The sequence below is a fragment of the Blautia sp. HCP3S3_B11 genome, from assembly GCF_052064435.1.
Lineage (GTDB): Bacteria > Bacillota > Clostridia > Lachnospirales > Lachnospiraceae > Blautia_A.
Genome location: NZ_JBQHVP010000009.1, coordinates 63000 through 78378, shown reverse-complemented (window position 1 = coordinate 78378; position 15379 = coordinate 63000). Strand labels below are relative to the sequence as shown.

The window sequence follows — 15379 nt, the reverse complement described above, 5'->3', positions numbered from 1 at the left end:
CTTGATAAAGGAGGATAATATTGATGAGAAACACAGCAGCAGGAATCCAGTCTGAAATCGCAAAAGGCGTATTCAGACCTCACACAGCACTTACAAACATGGCTCTGGCATATTACCAGAATGCAGCTAACTACTTCGCAAAGGCTCTTTTCCCAACCTGTCCGGTAAGCCTTTCTTCTGACAATTACTATGAGTTCAGCAAGGAAGATCTTCTGAGAGATAACTGGAGCAGAAAACCTGCTTATGGAAAAGTTGATCCTACAGTAGTAGGCGAGAGCATGAAACCTTATGTATGCCAGGTAGACCAGATGATCATGGGAATTGATCAGATTCGCCAGACCGATCTCAGCAGAAGACAGGGACCAACCACAATGCAGCCGAAACAGCAGAGAGTAAAAACCATTGCAGAACAGGCAAATATCCATCAGGATCGTCTGTTTGCGGAAAGCTACTTCAAAGCCGGCGCATGGAAGAATGAACTTGAAGGAGTAGACAATACCTCTCCGAGCACAAACCAGTTCATTAAATTCAGCAATGCAAACTCTGATCCTATTGCATTTATCGATAGCGAGAAGACAAGCATGAATCAGCAGACAGGACGCATGCCGAACCGCCTCGGCCTTGGTATCAATGTATTCAATGCCTTGAAGGTGCATCCGGCAATCCTTGAAAGGGTTAAATATGGTGGAAGCACTGCAAACCCAGCGTCTGTAACAGAAAACGTTCTGGCACAGCTCTTCGGAGTAGAAAAGATCGTGGTGCTTAAATCCATCATGAACAATGCCGGCATGGGAGAAGATGAAAACATGCAGTACATCGGAGATCCGGATGCATTCCTTCTTGCCTATGCCACAAACGCACCGAGCATTGATGAACCGTCTGCCGGCTACATCTTTACATGGGATATGCTTGGAAATGGACAGATGCTTCCGATTCTGAACTATCTTGGCGAGAATGGAACACATACAGAATACGTGGAAGGACTTATGGCAACAGATATGCATAAGACATCTGACGATCTTGCAAGATTTTATAAAGCTGCAGTTTAAGGAGGTGTCTTATGAAGCTTGTTGCAAATAAACCATGCACTCTGAGCGGAAAACGATACTTCATCGGAGAGGAAATCCCGGCCGAAACAGTCACTGATCCGGTAGCTCTTGAAAAAATGGGAATACTGACTGTGATTCGTGACGGTATTCCGGTTGAAACACTTGAGGAATGCGTGGCATCAGTCGGAGAAGTATTCTTCAAAATCGGAATCGTAAAAGGAGATAAGAGCTTCGATTTGGACGTTACAGAGCCTCAGCTTCAGGAAGCAGTAAAAACTATGCAGATGAACCAGAAGGATGCTGTAGCTCATATTAGAGGCTCTGTGAAAGATAATACAGTGCTTATCTTTCTGAACGCAGTAGATTCGAGAACTGCTGTAAAGAAAGAAGCTGAAACTAAAGCGAAGAGCCTTGAGGAACTGGAGGAAAGTGCAGGTGATGCCTGATGACAGGAACTTATACATATGAACCTGCTATGATCACATCGTATGGGAAAGATCGAATGAGATTTGAACTGGGAGATGTGATGGTAGATGGAAAAGAGAGAACTTGTGCATTGTCAGACGAGGAATACATTGTTCTATGCGATGATGTTCAGTCTGCGAAAGATTGGAAACGGGCTAAATTAAAGTGCCTTGAAAGCATATTTCGCAGGTTTTCTTTTGAACCTGATACAACGGTTGGTCCTACATCATTCAAATTTGGTGATAGGGCTAAATTGTGGCAGGAAGAGTATGAGGTGTTAAAGAAAGAACTTCGTTTTGCTTCCACATCTCCTTCGGCGATTCTGATGAATGCGGGAGGTAAACAGCCACCACCGTATTTCTATAATGGAATGATGAGCCATGAAGAGAGCGAAGGTGATGACATATGATAAGCCCATTTGGCCTGATGTATCTAAGACCGGGAAATTTATGGACGGATTTTGTAGTAAGACGAAAGAGCATTCGCAACATACTCGGACATCCTGTGTCAGATTTTGAAGCGAAAGGCGAGATATCCGGGATTCTCGCAGAAGCTTCATCAAATGAATCTGACCGAATGAAACACAGGTGGGATCAGGAACAGCATTCCTTAACCCACACTCTTGTTATCCGGGATTCTGCAAATGTAAAGCAGGGAGACTATTTAACTACCGCAGGGAGAACCTTTCTCGTTCTCTTGTTTGAAGATCCCGGAAACCTTGGAGCAACTGGCTTGATCTATCTTGAAGAAAGGAATGATCTGAAATGACACCTGCCGAAGCAGCAGAAGCAGTAAAAGTTCAAGTTCAGACAGATAAGGAACGGATAGAGCAGCAGGTGATCGCAAGATATCCAAGGGCTTCAAATGCCCTTAGAAATGCTGCATTATCTGTACTGGCAAATCCAAGCCCATCTCCACCAGGAAGTCCACCGGGTGTTCGGAGCGGACATTTAAAAAATAACTGGCATATGAGTGGTGGTGCGGTATGCATTACGTCAGGCATGGGATATGCTGGCTATCTGGAACATGGAACAAGAAAGATGGCAGCCCGTCCTTTTGTCGACAAGATACAGCAGACTGCATTGCCGAATATCATGGCTATATTTGCAGAGATAGGAGGCTGACATGCTGATTAATCATATTGAACGAATAGAATTCGATATGGACGAAGTACGCAGAGGAACACTCATATATGCAAAGCACAGAACATGGAAAGAAGGAATATCTGGCATTGTTTATCATGTTTCTGAGGAACGGATAACAGTCATGTTCCCGAATGAGAAGACAAACACCCAAAATCATTTCTTCATACCTGTTTCAGAAGTTTATAAAAATGAGTGGGAAATAAGATATTCAAGCGATGGCCTTCGTACAGTTCAGGAATACAGGGAGGCTGCGAATGAATCTTAGTGAACTGATTTTTAAACGTCTTTCTGCAGACGAAAATTTGCAGACAATGCTTGCTACATATGCCGGAGCACCTGCAATTTTTGACTCTGAGTTTCCGGCAGACCAGCAGGAAGGATGGGAAGGAGCCACGCAGTATCCGAGGATATGCTACCGTATCGATATGCAGGTCAATCAGGAACGATCATCGGCGGGAACCTTGTATGTTGCAATGTATACGGATAAAACCAGTACAATAATCGAAGATATTGAAACAGCTGTGAAGCACTGCCTTCAGGACGTACTGATGAAGCCGGCAGGAGAAGCACCGTTTTGCGTGGCATGGGCGCGTACAGAATCATATGCGATTGAGGGAAAAGAGGTGTGGTGCAAAGAAATGGCATTTGACATCCTCGAATATCCAGAGCAATTCAGCACGGATCCTGATCCGGTTCTTGCGGTAGCTGCGTATATCAAAAAGATATTTCCGGAAACAATGGTGCTTGGCATAGATAATGTTGGAGACTTTATTGAAACCTCTAAAACACCAGTGTTCTATTGTAGACTGGCAAATATACAGCACACGACAGGACACTGCATGAATACGATTTCCTGGTTTATCGGAAAGATTGCAGTACATCTGATTTATCCGGGATCTTCAACAAGGTTAAAGACACTTGCATCTATCAATCAGAAGGTGGCCATAGATGAAGAGATAATTATGCTAGATGATTCGCCCATGATTATTCAGAGTCTTGAATTGAACAATAAGTCAGATTATCTCAGGGAAGGACAGCTGACTATAACCGGAAAATATGGATGTCTCAGAGGCAACACAAAAAATCATGATCTTGTTGGAATGGGAATGGAGTTCACAAATTGAAAGGAGAAGCAGATGGCAGAAACAAAAAAAACAAATCTTCCGGGGGAAAATACAAAAGTTCTTCCGAAAGAAAAAGAAACAGAATATGGCATTGATGAGCTGATTGCCGCGAGCGACCAGCTTTTTTATTGCCCTAAAAACCATGTAGCCCCTAAGGACTGCGTGGTAGTAGCTCTGAAAATGTCACAGAAAAAAACAATGACAGTTACAGAAGCTCAGAAGCTTGTTACAGATTTTATGAAACAGGAGGTTAAATAATGGCGGAATATTTCCAGATCCCGGAAGCAGGGACTAAGGTTCGTCCAGGGGCTTATTTTAATGTAGATAAGAACGGCGATGAAAATCTCTTTGGAGCAATTGATGGTGTCGTTGTAGCCGTATTTAAGGCGGCTTTCGGACCAGTTGACAAAGTAACGATTTTGGAAAGAGGAGATGATTACACATCAGTCTACGGAGATGGATTAACAACTGATCTTATTCGTGAAGCCCTGTATGGTGGTGCCAAGAAGGTTATTTGTTGCCGGCTTAATGGAACTGGTGGAACAGCGGCAAGTGCAAGTCTTACAGCCGCAACTGGAAAAGTGAAGATCACAGCAAAACATCCCGGAGAGATGCCCCTTTCCGTAACTGTCAAGAACCGTTTAACAGATACAGACAGAAAAGAGTGCATTATCTACACAGGTACAACTGAATTTGAAAAGGTGTATTTTGCAGTAGGTGATGATGAAGTAGCTTCTCTCGTAAAAGCTTTTGCGAATTCAAAGAATTTCACAGTTTCTCTTGAAGAATCAGCAAAGGGCATTATTACAAATGTTAATCAGACAGCGTTTACAGGAGGCAAGAACCCTGTGGTAGCAACTGCGAATTATTCAGAAGCTTTTTCACAGGCGGAAAAATATTTCTTCAATACTATCTGCGTGGATACCGAAGAACCTGCAGTACATGCGCTGTTGCAGGCGTTTCTGGATAGAATCTATGAAGCTGGCCAGTTTGGAATTGGCGTTATTGCGGAGAAAGACAATAAAGATATTGAAGAAAGAATGAGTGCAGCAGCAGGCTACAATGGAGAGAACATGGTTTATGTTCTTAATCCGAAAGTGCAGATTAATGGCGGAACGTTGGATGGTTATCAGACCACCGGAGGAATTGCTGGCATTATTGCTTCAACTCCTACAAACCAGTCTGTGACACATACCGTAATCTCAAGATATACGGACCTTGGCGAGGTGCTTACGAACACGCAGATCACTAAGGCAGAGCTGAAAGGTTGTCTGGTCCTGAGCAAATCTTCTGCTGATGAAGTGTGGATTGACAGTGGCATCAACACGCTGATTAAACCTGCAGATAACAAAGATGCCGGATGGAAGAAAATCCGTCGTGTAAAAACACGTTATGAACTGCTGTACAGGGCAAATGCTCAGGCAGATGCATTAGTCGGTAAAGTTGATAATGATGTAAACGGCAGAGCTACGATTGTAGGGAAGATTCAGAAAATCATCAACGATATGGTTCAGGAAGGCAAGCTGGTACAGGGAACGGTAGCAGAGAGCACAACTTATGTGGCAGATACAGATAACTGCTACTTTGACATTGACGTAATTGATAAGGATTCAGCAGAGCATATCTACGAATTCTTTAGATTCCAGTTTAGCACTATTGCAGAATAAGGAGGACGATTAAATGTTAAATACAAGAGCTTCAACAGATGCAAGACATAGTAGATCTGGCAAAGATGCGATGCTGTACAATGAAGACGGCGAAGCATTTGCACAGGTAAACAGCTTCCAGACGAAGGCATCATTCAATAATAATAAATATAATCCGGTTGGCCAGAACATGGAACTTGAGGTCAACAACACTGTCGGAGTAACGATTACAATCTCCGAAATTGTCGTGCTCGATGGATACCTGTTTAATCAGGTTATTAAAGCAGTACAGGATGGCGAAAGCCCGGTTATGACAATGGATGGAGCTATCGAAGGACGCAATGGCTCTCAGGAACGTGTTACTTATCGAGAATGCATCTTTAGCGGAGATCAGGATCTGCAGAACGTATCCACAGGAGATGTCCTGACAAGATCATATAATTTACACTGTAATGGACGTCCGGAGCAGAGATCCGCTTTGACAATTTGATACATGACTAATATAAGGGTGGTTAATGTAGCCACCCTATTTAAAAAATGGAGGATGTTACATGGGAAAAACATATATCAATGAAACGGAAGAAGCAAAAACAACGGAACTTGATATGACAGAAGCTGAAGCGGAAGAAGTGTTAAAGGCAGATATGGCGGCAAATGAGGTAGATTATCTGACGGGCCTCTTAGATGCAGCAGAAGATGCAGAAGACGAAACAAAGAAGATTGAGATTGTTCGTAATGGGAAGCTTTATTTCGTTTTCTCTATTCACGCATTGGCAGATGGAACCTTGTATGAAATTCGTAAGAAATATACTAAGTATGTGAAAAATAAGAGAACTGGCACAAAGGTAGCTGAAGGAGTAGACAATGCGAAACTCCGCAGTTCTATGATTTACAATGCGACAATTGCAGAGGATCAGGAAAAACTGTGGGATAACAAACAGGTTCAGGAAGCATTAAGACGGAGAGGAAAACACATTATTAATGCCCTGGATGTTATTGATGCGGTACTGCTTCCGGGAGAAAAAGAGAACGTATTAGCTGTTCTGGACGAGCTTTCAGGCTACGATACAGAAGAAACAAAGGTTGAAACAGCAAAAAACTTATAAGGTCCGGCTACAAATCAGCCCTGTTGCACTGGATATTCCAGAGGCAGGGAATACGGCCGGATGAGGTTATGGCTTTACCCTCTGGGGTCAGAGCCTTTCTTTTTGCCTCTACAGAGGTATGGATTGAAGAAAATATCAAGAAAAATGAAAAGAGGTGAGATGCTTGGCAGAAACGATAAGGATAGAGATTCCTGTTAATGTAGTCGATAATACCGGTTCCGGAACGTCGAGTGTGACCAGGAATCTCACTGCAATGGAAAGAGCGTTCGAGAGAGCGGATAGGGCGGCACAACGATTCCAGCGTAGATCAGGCGTAGCGGCTGAGATAGAAATAGGAGCAGACGACAATGCAACCCCGGTTCTTTCAGCTGTTGAAAATGCTACGGAGCAGATAGACGGAGAGACGGCACAAGTTGAAGTTGCGGCAGATGATTCTGCTACGCAGACGGTCAATGCTGCTTCGGATGCTGTAGAAAATTTTGACGGTACTTCCGGAGATGCAGAAATAGGAGCAGACGATAGCGCCACCCCGGTAGTATCCGCCGCTTCTGATGCGGTGGAGAATTTCGATGGAATGAGTGGGGATGCCGAGATTGGAGCATCTGATGAAGCTACGCCGGTTATCCGGGCCGCACAGGATGCAGCGGAATCATGGGGAGGAAGCGTGTTTAATGCTACCATTGGTGTCATAGATGCGGCAACCGCTCCTATTTCTACGCTTGCAAGTGCAGCAAAAAATCCGGTTGTGCAAGGGGCATCGTTGATCGGTGCCAGTTTCGGTGTGGCAGAATCGGTTAATTCCTTCCAGGACTTCGAAGCTATGATGTCCCAGGTGAAAGCTATTTCTGGTGCAACAGGACAGGCATTCGATGATCTGACCGCAAAAGCACAGGAGATGGGCGCAACGACCAAGTTTACGGCTACAGAATCAGCTGAGGCGTTTAATTATATGGCTATGGCAGGATGGAAGCCGCAACAGATGATAGATGGTATATCCGGCATTATGAGCCTTGCAGCAGCTTCAGGAGAAGACCTTGGGACAACTTCTGATATCGTTACGGATGCTATTACTGCATTTGGTTTAACTGCAGGAGATGCTGGACATTTTGCTGATGTATTGGCTCAAGCAAGTGCGAATGCCAATACAGATGTATCTATGCTTGGTGAATCATTTAAATATGTGGCTCCTGTAGCTGGTGCTATGAAATATTCAATAGAAGATACATCGTTAGCATTAGGCTTAATGGCCAGTGCAAATGTTAAAGGCAGTATGTCTGGTACGGCATTAAAAACTTCCATAGCTAATATGGTAAAACCTACCAATGATATGGCAGAAGCCATGGATAAATACGGAATTAGTATCACGGATGGCGAAGGGAATTTAAAGTCGCTTAAAGGTGTTATTGATAACGTAAGAGGAAGTTTAGGTGGGCTTTCCAGAGATGAGCAGACAGCAGTAGCATCTACTATCTTTGGTAAAGAAGCAATGGCAGGAATGCTTGCGATTGTTAATGCCAGTGAAGAAGACTATAACAAGTTGAGTAATGCTATTTATAATGCAAATGATGCAGCGCAGGATATGGCTGATACGATGCTGGACAACCTTAAAGGTTCCTTTACATTAATGCAGAGCGCTATCGAAGGCACAGAGAATGCTTTTGGAGAGCGTTTGTCTCCATATCTGCGAGATATTGCAGGCGGAATAGCTGATGCAATGCCGGGGATAACAGACGGAATCAATACCATGATGGACGTGATAGACGATAAGATTGCAGATGTAAAGCGTAAGATCACTGACATGACCGGTTCTGATGAATGGAAGAATGCGGATCTGTTTGGAAAGATAGACATAGCATGGGATTCAATAATCGCAAAGCCGTTCGGGAATTGGGTTTCTGGAGATGGCGCGCAATTAATATCCAGTGGGCTTGGCACATTATTTTCGAGTGCAGCGGCTATTCTTCCTGGCGGTGAAAAAGCAGGGCTAACATCGTGGTTAAGTGCAGGAGTTCTAGCGAAAGGAGCGGTGGCGATCGCACAAAAAGGGAAAAGTGTAGTGGAAACCCTATCCCCTATCGGAGATGCTATCGGTAATATTACAGAGGCGGCTGGAAGCGCAAACGATGTGATGGATTTCGTAGGTAATCTGGGTTCAATGATTCCTATGGGAGCAAAAGTTGGACTTGCGGCAGCGGGAATTACAGCTGCGATTATAGGAATCAAACTTGCAATCGACAAGTATAACCAGACTCAGCTTGAGAATAGTTTGGAGGAACATTTTGGGAAGATTAAATTATCTGCAGACGAAGTCAAAGATGTGGCGGCAGGAATACTGAATCAGAAGTACCTTACCAATGTCGAACTGGCATTGAATGAAGTACAGAATGCCGACAATCTGAGAGCTGAAGCACAGAAAGCTTTAGAGTCAAATGATGTCCTTGAGTTCAAGAGCAGAGTTGGAATCACTTTGACAGCTGATGAACAGCAGGAATATACGGATAATATTAATACTTTTGTCGAAAGCAAGATATCTGAGTTGGAGAGTCGTACATTTGCGGCTCACATTCACGTCCAGACATATCTCGGAGGTACAGAAGACGGCCAGACATTAGCCCAGAACATCAAGGAATGGGCTAGAGCGGACAATTTAGAGCTATCCGATTTATCCAGTCAGTTGTCGCAAAAGGTATCAGAAGCCCTAAGAGACGGCATCATTGATGTGAATGAAGAAGAAGCTATTAGTGCATTGCAGGAGAAGATGAATAACATTACTGCTCGCTGGAAAGAAGCCGAAGCACAAGCGCAGTGGGACTGGATTAACCAGAAATACGGACATATGAGTGCTGCTGACCTGGAAAGCGGTTCGTTTACAGATTTGATGGATGAAATGCGAAGCCAGCGTGAGACCGCAATGGAAAGTGTTCAGGCGGATGTTACTCAGTGGTATTCAGAATTGAATGCCATGGAAGCTGCCGGAAGAATTACTCACGCGCAGAATCAGAGTTATCAGGAGCAGACAGGGTGGTATGTAAGAGGACAGCAAGGCTCCGAATTAGCCAAGAGCCTTGAACTTGGAAGTAATACCCTGAATGATACATACGGTGAGAAGATTACCGGAAACATCCAGACGCTTACGGAAAATGCACAGGATGCTTTAAAGAGCGCCGAAACCAGTTTACAGAGTGGAAGCTATGGAATGATTGCGGGTACTTTTGAAGACACGTTTAAATCAATGGATGATGGTAAAGGATTCTTTGGATTTGGCGCAAATGCCGATCAGAGAGCTTTAAATGAGCTGTATCAGTCAATAGCTCCGGATGTTAGTCAAATGGGAAGCTTGATTGACCAGTACAGAGAAGCAGGACAGGCAGTGCCACAGAGTCTTATGGATGGGTACAAGGAAGCTATTGAAGTTGGTGCGGCAGCAGGTGATGTTGATGCCGCTTGGCAGAATTATGCAAACCAGATCCTCGAATCCGGAAGTGAAGAAATGAAGAGCGTTCTCACAGACCCGAGCAATCCTGCGTATAAAGATTTACGAGAGCAGTTACCTGACGAGCTTAGAACTGCAATTGATAGGGCTGCGGCAGAAACAACAACAGATGAGATAACTCTTGAAGGGCTGAGAGCTGCTGTTGATGGAGATGTGGATATTGATAAAGATTCCTGGGTATCGGCTATGAACGAAAAACTTGGAGATCTTGCAACTACTGAAGAAGTTACGGCAGAAGGCGCAAAAATCAAGATTGAAGCTGGTGATTGTCTATGGGATATTGGAAATGCACTGGGCGTTGATTGGCATAAGATTGCAGAGGAGAATGGTATTGAAGAACCGTATATCATCCATCCGGGAGATGAGATTACGATTTCAATGGATACCTTGAAGGCAGAAGTGAATGGTGATGCCGCACAAGCTGCAATAAGTGACGCTATGTCTGCGTTAACAACTGAGGGAGCAGAGTTTTCTGTTACTGCCGAAGGAGTTAAGGTGGACTTATCAAACGTTGAGGTTGATTCAGAATCAGCTACAGCGCAAATTGAGGCAGCCTTTGGCATGGAATCCGGTACGCTTGCGGCGAATGACATAACTGTAACGTCTGGGGCAACGGTAACGATTCCACAGGAATTAGTAAATGTTGATACTTCCGGTATTCAGAGTGCGACAGAATCGCAGACTGAAACGGAACCGGTTGAGACAGATACAACTGCAAACGTTAATATCACTGATGCGACCACAGATGCGTCCGGAGCAAAAGAGCAAGCACAGTCAGAGGTTGAAAGTACATTCTCTGAATCTATGCCGGCAGATGGCCACACTGATGTAACACTCGATCAGACAAATAATGCAGCAGAAGTATATTCTGAAGTTGCAGGAGAAGTACAGTCTACCTTCTCTAATCCGATTCCTGCATCATGCACCGTTAATGTAACTCTTAACTGGCATATAACAAATCCATCTGCCGGAATAACGACATCAGGAAGTGGTTCTTCTGTAACGGCATCTATTGCAGGCAATGCAGAAGGAAGCATTGTTACTGGTCCACTGTTATCCTGGGTAGGTGAAGATGGTCCAGAAGCTATTATTCCTCTTGGCTCAAAACGCCGAGACAGAGGCATGGACTTGTGGTTACAGGCTGGACGGGCATTGGGTGTCAAAGAGTATGCAGACGGAGGTATGGTTGGAGATGTTCCACTGTCAGGAGATTCGGCAGACTCATCTTCCGGAAGCTCTGGCAACAATGGCGATAAGGGACAGGTTGTGATTAACATGAATCCAGTCTTCAATATTAATGGAGACGGAGGAAATGATACAGTCAATTCAATCAAGGAGAAATTGAAAGAACTGATTAACGAAATGTCCGGAGAACTGGCATCAAGATTACTCGAATCATACGCAAATATGCCGACGTAGAAAGGGGAGAGAGTATGGAGATATATTTAAAAGAGGCGGCAAATAAGCAATCCTGTCTTCGCTTTCCTTCTCTCCCAGACAAGGAGATTACTGTTAAGGGAAATTCAAAATACCAGAAGTACGATCTGATAAAAAAAGGAACCTTTGCATTTCCGGCTGGTCCAGATATCAGATCATATGAGTGGAGCGGATATTTTTGGGGCAGAGCGAGAAAGAAATGGAACATAAACACTAAGTGGTTGGACCCGAAGTCCTGCATAAAGAAACTGGAAAATTGGAGAGATAAAGGTACAATCCTGAATCTTGTAATTTCCGCTGGCGGAGGTATAAATACCGATGTCACAATACAGAGCTTTGAATATAAGAAGTTTGGTGGAAAAGGAGATTATTCCTATTCCATCACTTTTTATCGTTACCGCCCTCTAAAGATTCAGACTACAAAGGATCTTGGAATTGACAAGAAAAAGAAGAAGACAACAACCCGAACAAACCTGAAGAAGACCTCGACAGAAAAGAAAAAACAGACCTATACAATAAAATCCGGCGATTGTCTATGGGATATTGCAAGAAAGTTTTATGGATCTGGCGCAGACTGGGAAAAAATTTACAATGCGAATAAGACGACAATAGAAAAAGCTGCAAAGAAATATGGTCATAAGGATAGCAATAAGGGAGATTGGATATTCCCTGGAACTATCCTTACGATACCGTAAAGGAGGCATTATATGGTTGATCCGCTGAAATATTCTTACTATTTGGTTCTTGTAACTGAAAAAAGGAAGAAATATGACATAACAAATTTTGTCGAAGATCTGGGATGGGAAGAGCTGGAAAACGAACTCGCAGCAAGACTATCATGTACAGTAAAAAATGATAAGACTGCAAAAGGACGTATTTCCAGTTTGTCTAAACCGGGCTGTTATCTGTATTTATATTACAGATATAAGACAGGAACTGCGCATGAAGCTATGCGTGGCCGGATTGTAGAATGGAATCCATCTGCAAAGTCAAGCAGTCAACCATTAAAGCTGAAGGCCTATGATAACCTGTATGATTTGCAGGAGTCGGAAGACTGTGTATATTATTCTTCCGGAGCAAGAACCAAGCAGGTTATACAGGATTATTTCAAGAAATGGGGTATACCAATTGGCAAATATGCCGGACCTGATGTGACTCATGGAGTTATCAAAGAAGATAAAAAGAAGCTTGGAACGATGGTTAAGGATATTCTGGACGAAGCAAAGAAAAAGGGTGGAGGCTATTCGGTAATCCGCTCTGTAAAGGGCAAGGCCCAGATTCTGGCGATTGGCAGCAACAAGAACATCTATCATTTTGCTGAGACAGAAAATCTAATAAGTGTTTCTCATAAGATCAGCACTTCGGGAATGGTTACACGAGTAAAGATTCTCGGAGAAGCAGACGATGATAAGCGTAGGCCAGTAGAAGCTACGGTTGATGGTCAAACAAAGTACGGCATCCGCCAGAAGATCCTTACCAGAGGCAAGGATGACAGCTTAGATGAGGCGAAGAAAGAGGCAAAAGAAGTTCTTGATGATGATGGAAAGCCGAAAGAGGAAATCAAGGTAGTTACTATCGACATTCCTATCATCCGAAAAGGAGATATTATCCATCTTAAAATGTCAACTGGATCAGGGTATTACTGGGTAAAGGCAATTACTCATGATTGCGACAAGATGGAAATGACTATGACTTTAAAGAAAACTAAGCTGAAATCTTCGTCTTCGAAAAAGGATAACAAGAAAAAGGATGGAGATTACAGCATCGGAGATACAGTCAACTTCCATGGCGGCTATCATTATGTTTCTTCGGATGCAACGTCAGGATATAAGGTAAGCGCCGGAAAGGCGACAATAACACACAGTAATCCGGGCAGTGCTCATCCATGGTGCTTGGAAAATGTTAACTGGGCTGAGACCCATGTATGCGGCTGGGTAGACGAAGGCTCGTTTGATTAGGAGGGCATATGGCATATGACAGTAATGACGGTGTCGCACGATTAGCTGCGGCATTAGATGCAAGAATGAAGGAACACGCAGATAAGCCGCTCTACCTTGATTTTGCAGAGATTCAGGCAGACGGCAGCCTGCTCTCGAATACATTTCCGATTCCAATTCCTAAAAACGATTACAGAGTTTGTAGGCAATTAACTCTTGGAAAGACGGGAGATGCATTTTGCGATGTCCGGGCAGATGAACATTCTGGAAAAGCATATCTTCCGGAATCTATGCGGCAGTTGCAGGCCGGAGACAGAGTGTTGATTGCGTGGGTGCAAGACACTGCTGTTGTGATCGACATTATAACCAGACCGGTATAGGAGGACATATGGCAGACAATAACTTATATCCGGTGGTGGATATACCGGAATATGAGGAAGAAAGCGAAGAATATGATACAGAGTACAAGCCATCTGTGGCGTGGGACTTAGAGAAAGGAGATTTCGTTTGTGAATCTCCTTTTTGCATGCTTAAAAGCGAAGGGCTCGAAGCATATAAGATATGGTGCGTAAAGGCAGTTGCTACAGAAAGGTATAGCTGTCTCGGGTACGACGATGATATCGGCGCAGAGATGGAAGATGCCATGAAGGAAGAAGATGATACAGCTGTGGAACTGGCAATCGAACGTACCATAGAAGAGGCCCTGATGGTAAATCCACGAACTGAATCCGTAGAGGACTTTGAGTTCTCATGGGAACCATCTGTGGTTTATGTGAAATTTACAGTGTACGCAATACACTGGGAGAAATTTGATTTAGAAGTAACATTGAAAAGGAGATGAGAATTTGACAGAAGAATTTGTAACTCCAGAATTTATAGATAACAGCGATCCTGATACAATCCAGTCCCGGATGATGAATAATCTGCCAGTTGATATATCTGATATGCCGGCAGACTTTCCATATGATTTTACCATGCCGACTGCAATCGAGATCTCCAGACTGATACAGTACAACCTTACCCGAACATTGATGCTTATGTTTCCAATGTGGGCCTGGGGTGAATGGCTTGATCTGCATGGAGTATCTGCAAAGGTAACACGAAAGCAGGCAAGCAGAGCTTCCGGGCATGTGACTGTTACAGGTACTCCGGGAACCGTGATTGAAGAAGGAACTGTCTTCTGTACGGAAGGAACAGCAGATACAGAATCTATTGAATTTGCTACAACTACTGAGGAAACTATTTCGGATTCCGGAACGGTTGATATAGCTGTTGCGTCTGTCATGGCAGGAGCTGCCTATAATGTTACGAGAAACACTGTAATATTGCAAAAACAGACAAATAAAAACATCGCTTCCGTGACGAATGAAAATCCTATCCGAGGCGGAACAGACGAAGAAGACGATGATACATATCGTGAACGAATTCTTGAAAAACTGCGTTCAGCTGAGGTTTCTTTTGTTGGCTGTGATGCAGATTATGTACGTTGGGCGAAAGAGGTATCTGGTGTTGGTTCTGCTGTCGTGGAAGCTGAATGGAAAGGACCTGGAACTGTTAAGGTTGTTGTTGCTGATCCGGACGGAAGTGCAGTCGGAGAAGAAACATTGCAGGCGGTTGAAGACTATATTGTATCTCCGAAGGACAGAATGAAGCGTCTGGCTCCAATTGGAGCATCCGTGACGATATCTACAGTGAAGGATATGACCATATCCTACAGTGCAGTGCTTGAATTGGAAAGCAATTACAGTATCGATAATGTAAAGGAAGCATTCCTGACAGCATTAAAGACCTACTACAGGAAAGCTAAGGACAGTGAAGAAATCCGGTATACGGTTGCATCTGCATTGTTGTCTAACACAGCCGGAGTAATTGATTTCTCAGATTTTCGTATAAATGAAAATACGAACAATATATCGGTTGCGGCAGACTATTATCCGATCACAACTGCGACGGAGCTTAATTTTACGGAGGGATAGA

At 43.7% G+C, this 15379-nt stretch carries 17 protein-coding genes; all 17 read left to right on the top strand.

From position 1 onward, the window contains the following. Positions 1 to 23 precede the first annotated feature (23 nt). Positions 24 to 1049, top strand: coding sequence for a hypothetical protein (locus ACTNC0_RS08775; protein ID WP_441087064.1), 1026 nt, complete (start codon positions 24 to 26; stop codon positions 1047 to 1049). A gap of 11 nt (positions 1050 to 1060) precedes the next feature. After that, positions 1061 to 1495, top strand: a complete 435-nt coding sequence (locus tag ACTNC0_RS08770) for a hypothetical protein (RefSeq protein WP_441087063.1) — start codon at positions 1061 to 1063, stop codon at positions 1493 to 1495. Next, entirely contained in the window at positions 1495 to 1923 is a 429-nt protein-coding gene (locus tag ACTNC0_RS08765) for a hypothetical protein (protein WP_441087062.1), read from the top strand. Before ACTNC0_RS08770 ends, ACTNC0_RS08765 begins: the two co-directional genes overlap by 1 nt. After that, complete coding sequence (locus ACTNC0_RS08760; RefSeq protein ID WP_441087061.1) at positions 1920 to 2282, top strand: hypothetical protein; 363 nt, start codon at positions 1920 to 1922, stop codon at positions 2280 to 2282. Before ACTNC0_RS08765 ends, ACTNC0_RS08760 begins: the two co-directional genes overlap by 4 nt. Then, the gene (locus ACTNC0_RS08755; protein WP_195382632.1) at positions 2279 to 2638 is read left to right on the top strand and encodes a hypothetical protein; all 360 of its coding nucleotides are present in this window, start codon (positions 2279 to 2281) and stop codon (positions 2636 to 2638) included. Before ACTNC0_RS08760 ends, ACTNC0_RS08755 begins: the two co-directional genes overlap by 4 nt. A 1-nt stretch (position 2639) precedes the next feature. Beyond that, a complete protein-coding gene (locus ACTNC0_RS08750) occupies positions 2640 to 2924 on the top strand; it encodes a DUF5026 domain-containing protein (RefSeq protein WP_441087060.1) in 285 nt (94 codons plus the stop codon). Further along, positions 2914 to 3783 (top strand): hypothetical protein, encoded by an 870-nt coding sequence (locus tag ACTNC0_RS08745; protein ID WP_441087059.1) that lies wholly within the window; start codon positions 2914 to 2916, stop codon positions 3781 to 3783. Before ACTNC0_RS08750 ends, ACTNC0_RS08745 begins: the two co-directional genes overlap by 11 nt. Positions 3784 to 3795: 12 nt before the next feature. Further along, complete coding sequence (locus ACTNC0_RS08740; RefSeq protein WP_441087058.1) at positions 3796 to 4041, top strand: hypothetical protein; 246 nt, start codon at positions 3796 to 3798, stop codon at positions 4039 to 4041. Beyond that, a complete protein-coding gene (locus ACTNC0_RS08735; RefSeq protein WP_441087057.1) occupies positions 4041 to 5450 on the top strand; it encodes a phage tail sheath subtilisin-like domain-containing protein in 1410 nt (469 codons plus the stop codon). Before ACTNC0_RS08740 ends, ACTNC0_RS08735 begins: the two co-directional genes overlap by 1 nt. Positions 5451 to 5463: 13 nt before the next feature. Then, positions 5464 to 5919 carry a hypothetical protein gene (locus ACTNC0_RS08730; RefSeq protein WP_441087056.1) on the top strand — a complete coding sequence of 152 codons (456 nt, stop codon included), beginning with the start codon at positions 5464 to 5466 and terminating at the stop codon, positions 5917 to 5919. A 61-nt stretch (positions 5920 to 5980) separates the two neighbouring features. Further along, positions 5981 to 6535: a phage tail assembly chaperone gene (locus ACTNC0_RS08725; RefSeq protein WP_441087055.1), complete on the top strand. Its 555-nt coding sequence runs from the start codon at positions 5981 to 5983 to the stop codon at positions 6533 to 6535. A gap of 163 nt (positions 6536 to 6698) precedes the next feature. Further along, a complete protein-coding gene (locus ACTNC0_RS08720; protein WP_441087054.1) occupies positions 6699 to 11447 on the top strand; it encodes a phage tail tape measure protein in 4749 nt (1582 codons plus the stop codon). A gap of 14 nt (positions 11448 to 11461) precedes the next feature. Then, positions 11462 to 12160 (top strand): LysM peptidoglycan-binding domain-containing protein, encoded by a 699-nt coding sequence (locus ACTNC0_RS08715; protein ID WP_441087053.1) that lies wholly within the window; start codon positions 11462 to 11464, stop codon positions 12158 to 12160. A gap of 12 nt (positions 12161 to 12172) precedes the next feature. Next, a complete protein-coding gene (locus ACTNC0_RS08710; protein WP_441087052.1) occupies positions 12173 to 13423 on the top strand; it encodes an XkdQ/YqbQ family protein in 1251 nt (416 codons plus the stop codon). A gap of 8 nt (positions 13424 to 13431) precedes the next feature. Continuing rightward, positions 13432 to 13782, top strand: a complete 351-nt coding sequence (locus ACTNC0_RS08705; RefSeq protein ID WP_441087051.1) for a hypothetical protein — start codon at positions 13432 to 13434, stop codon at positions 13780 to 13782. 8 nt (positions 13783 to 13790) lie between these two features. Next, complete coding sequence (locus ACTNC0_RS08700) at positions 13791 to 14243, top strand: DUF2634 domain-containing protein (protein ID WP_441087050.1); 453 nt, start codon at positions 13791 to 13793, stop codon at positions 14241 to 14243. A gap of 4 nt (positions 14244 to 14247) precedes the next feature. Then, positions 14248 to 15378 (top strand): baseplate J/gp47 family protein, encoded by a 1131-nt coding sequence (locus tag ACTNC0_RS08695; protein WP_441087049.1) that lies wholly within the window; start codon positions 14248 to 14250, stop codon positions 15376 to 15378. Position 15379 lies beyond the last annotated feature (1 nt).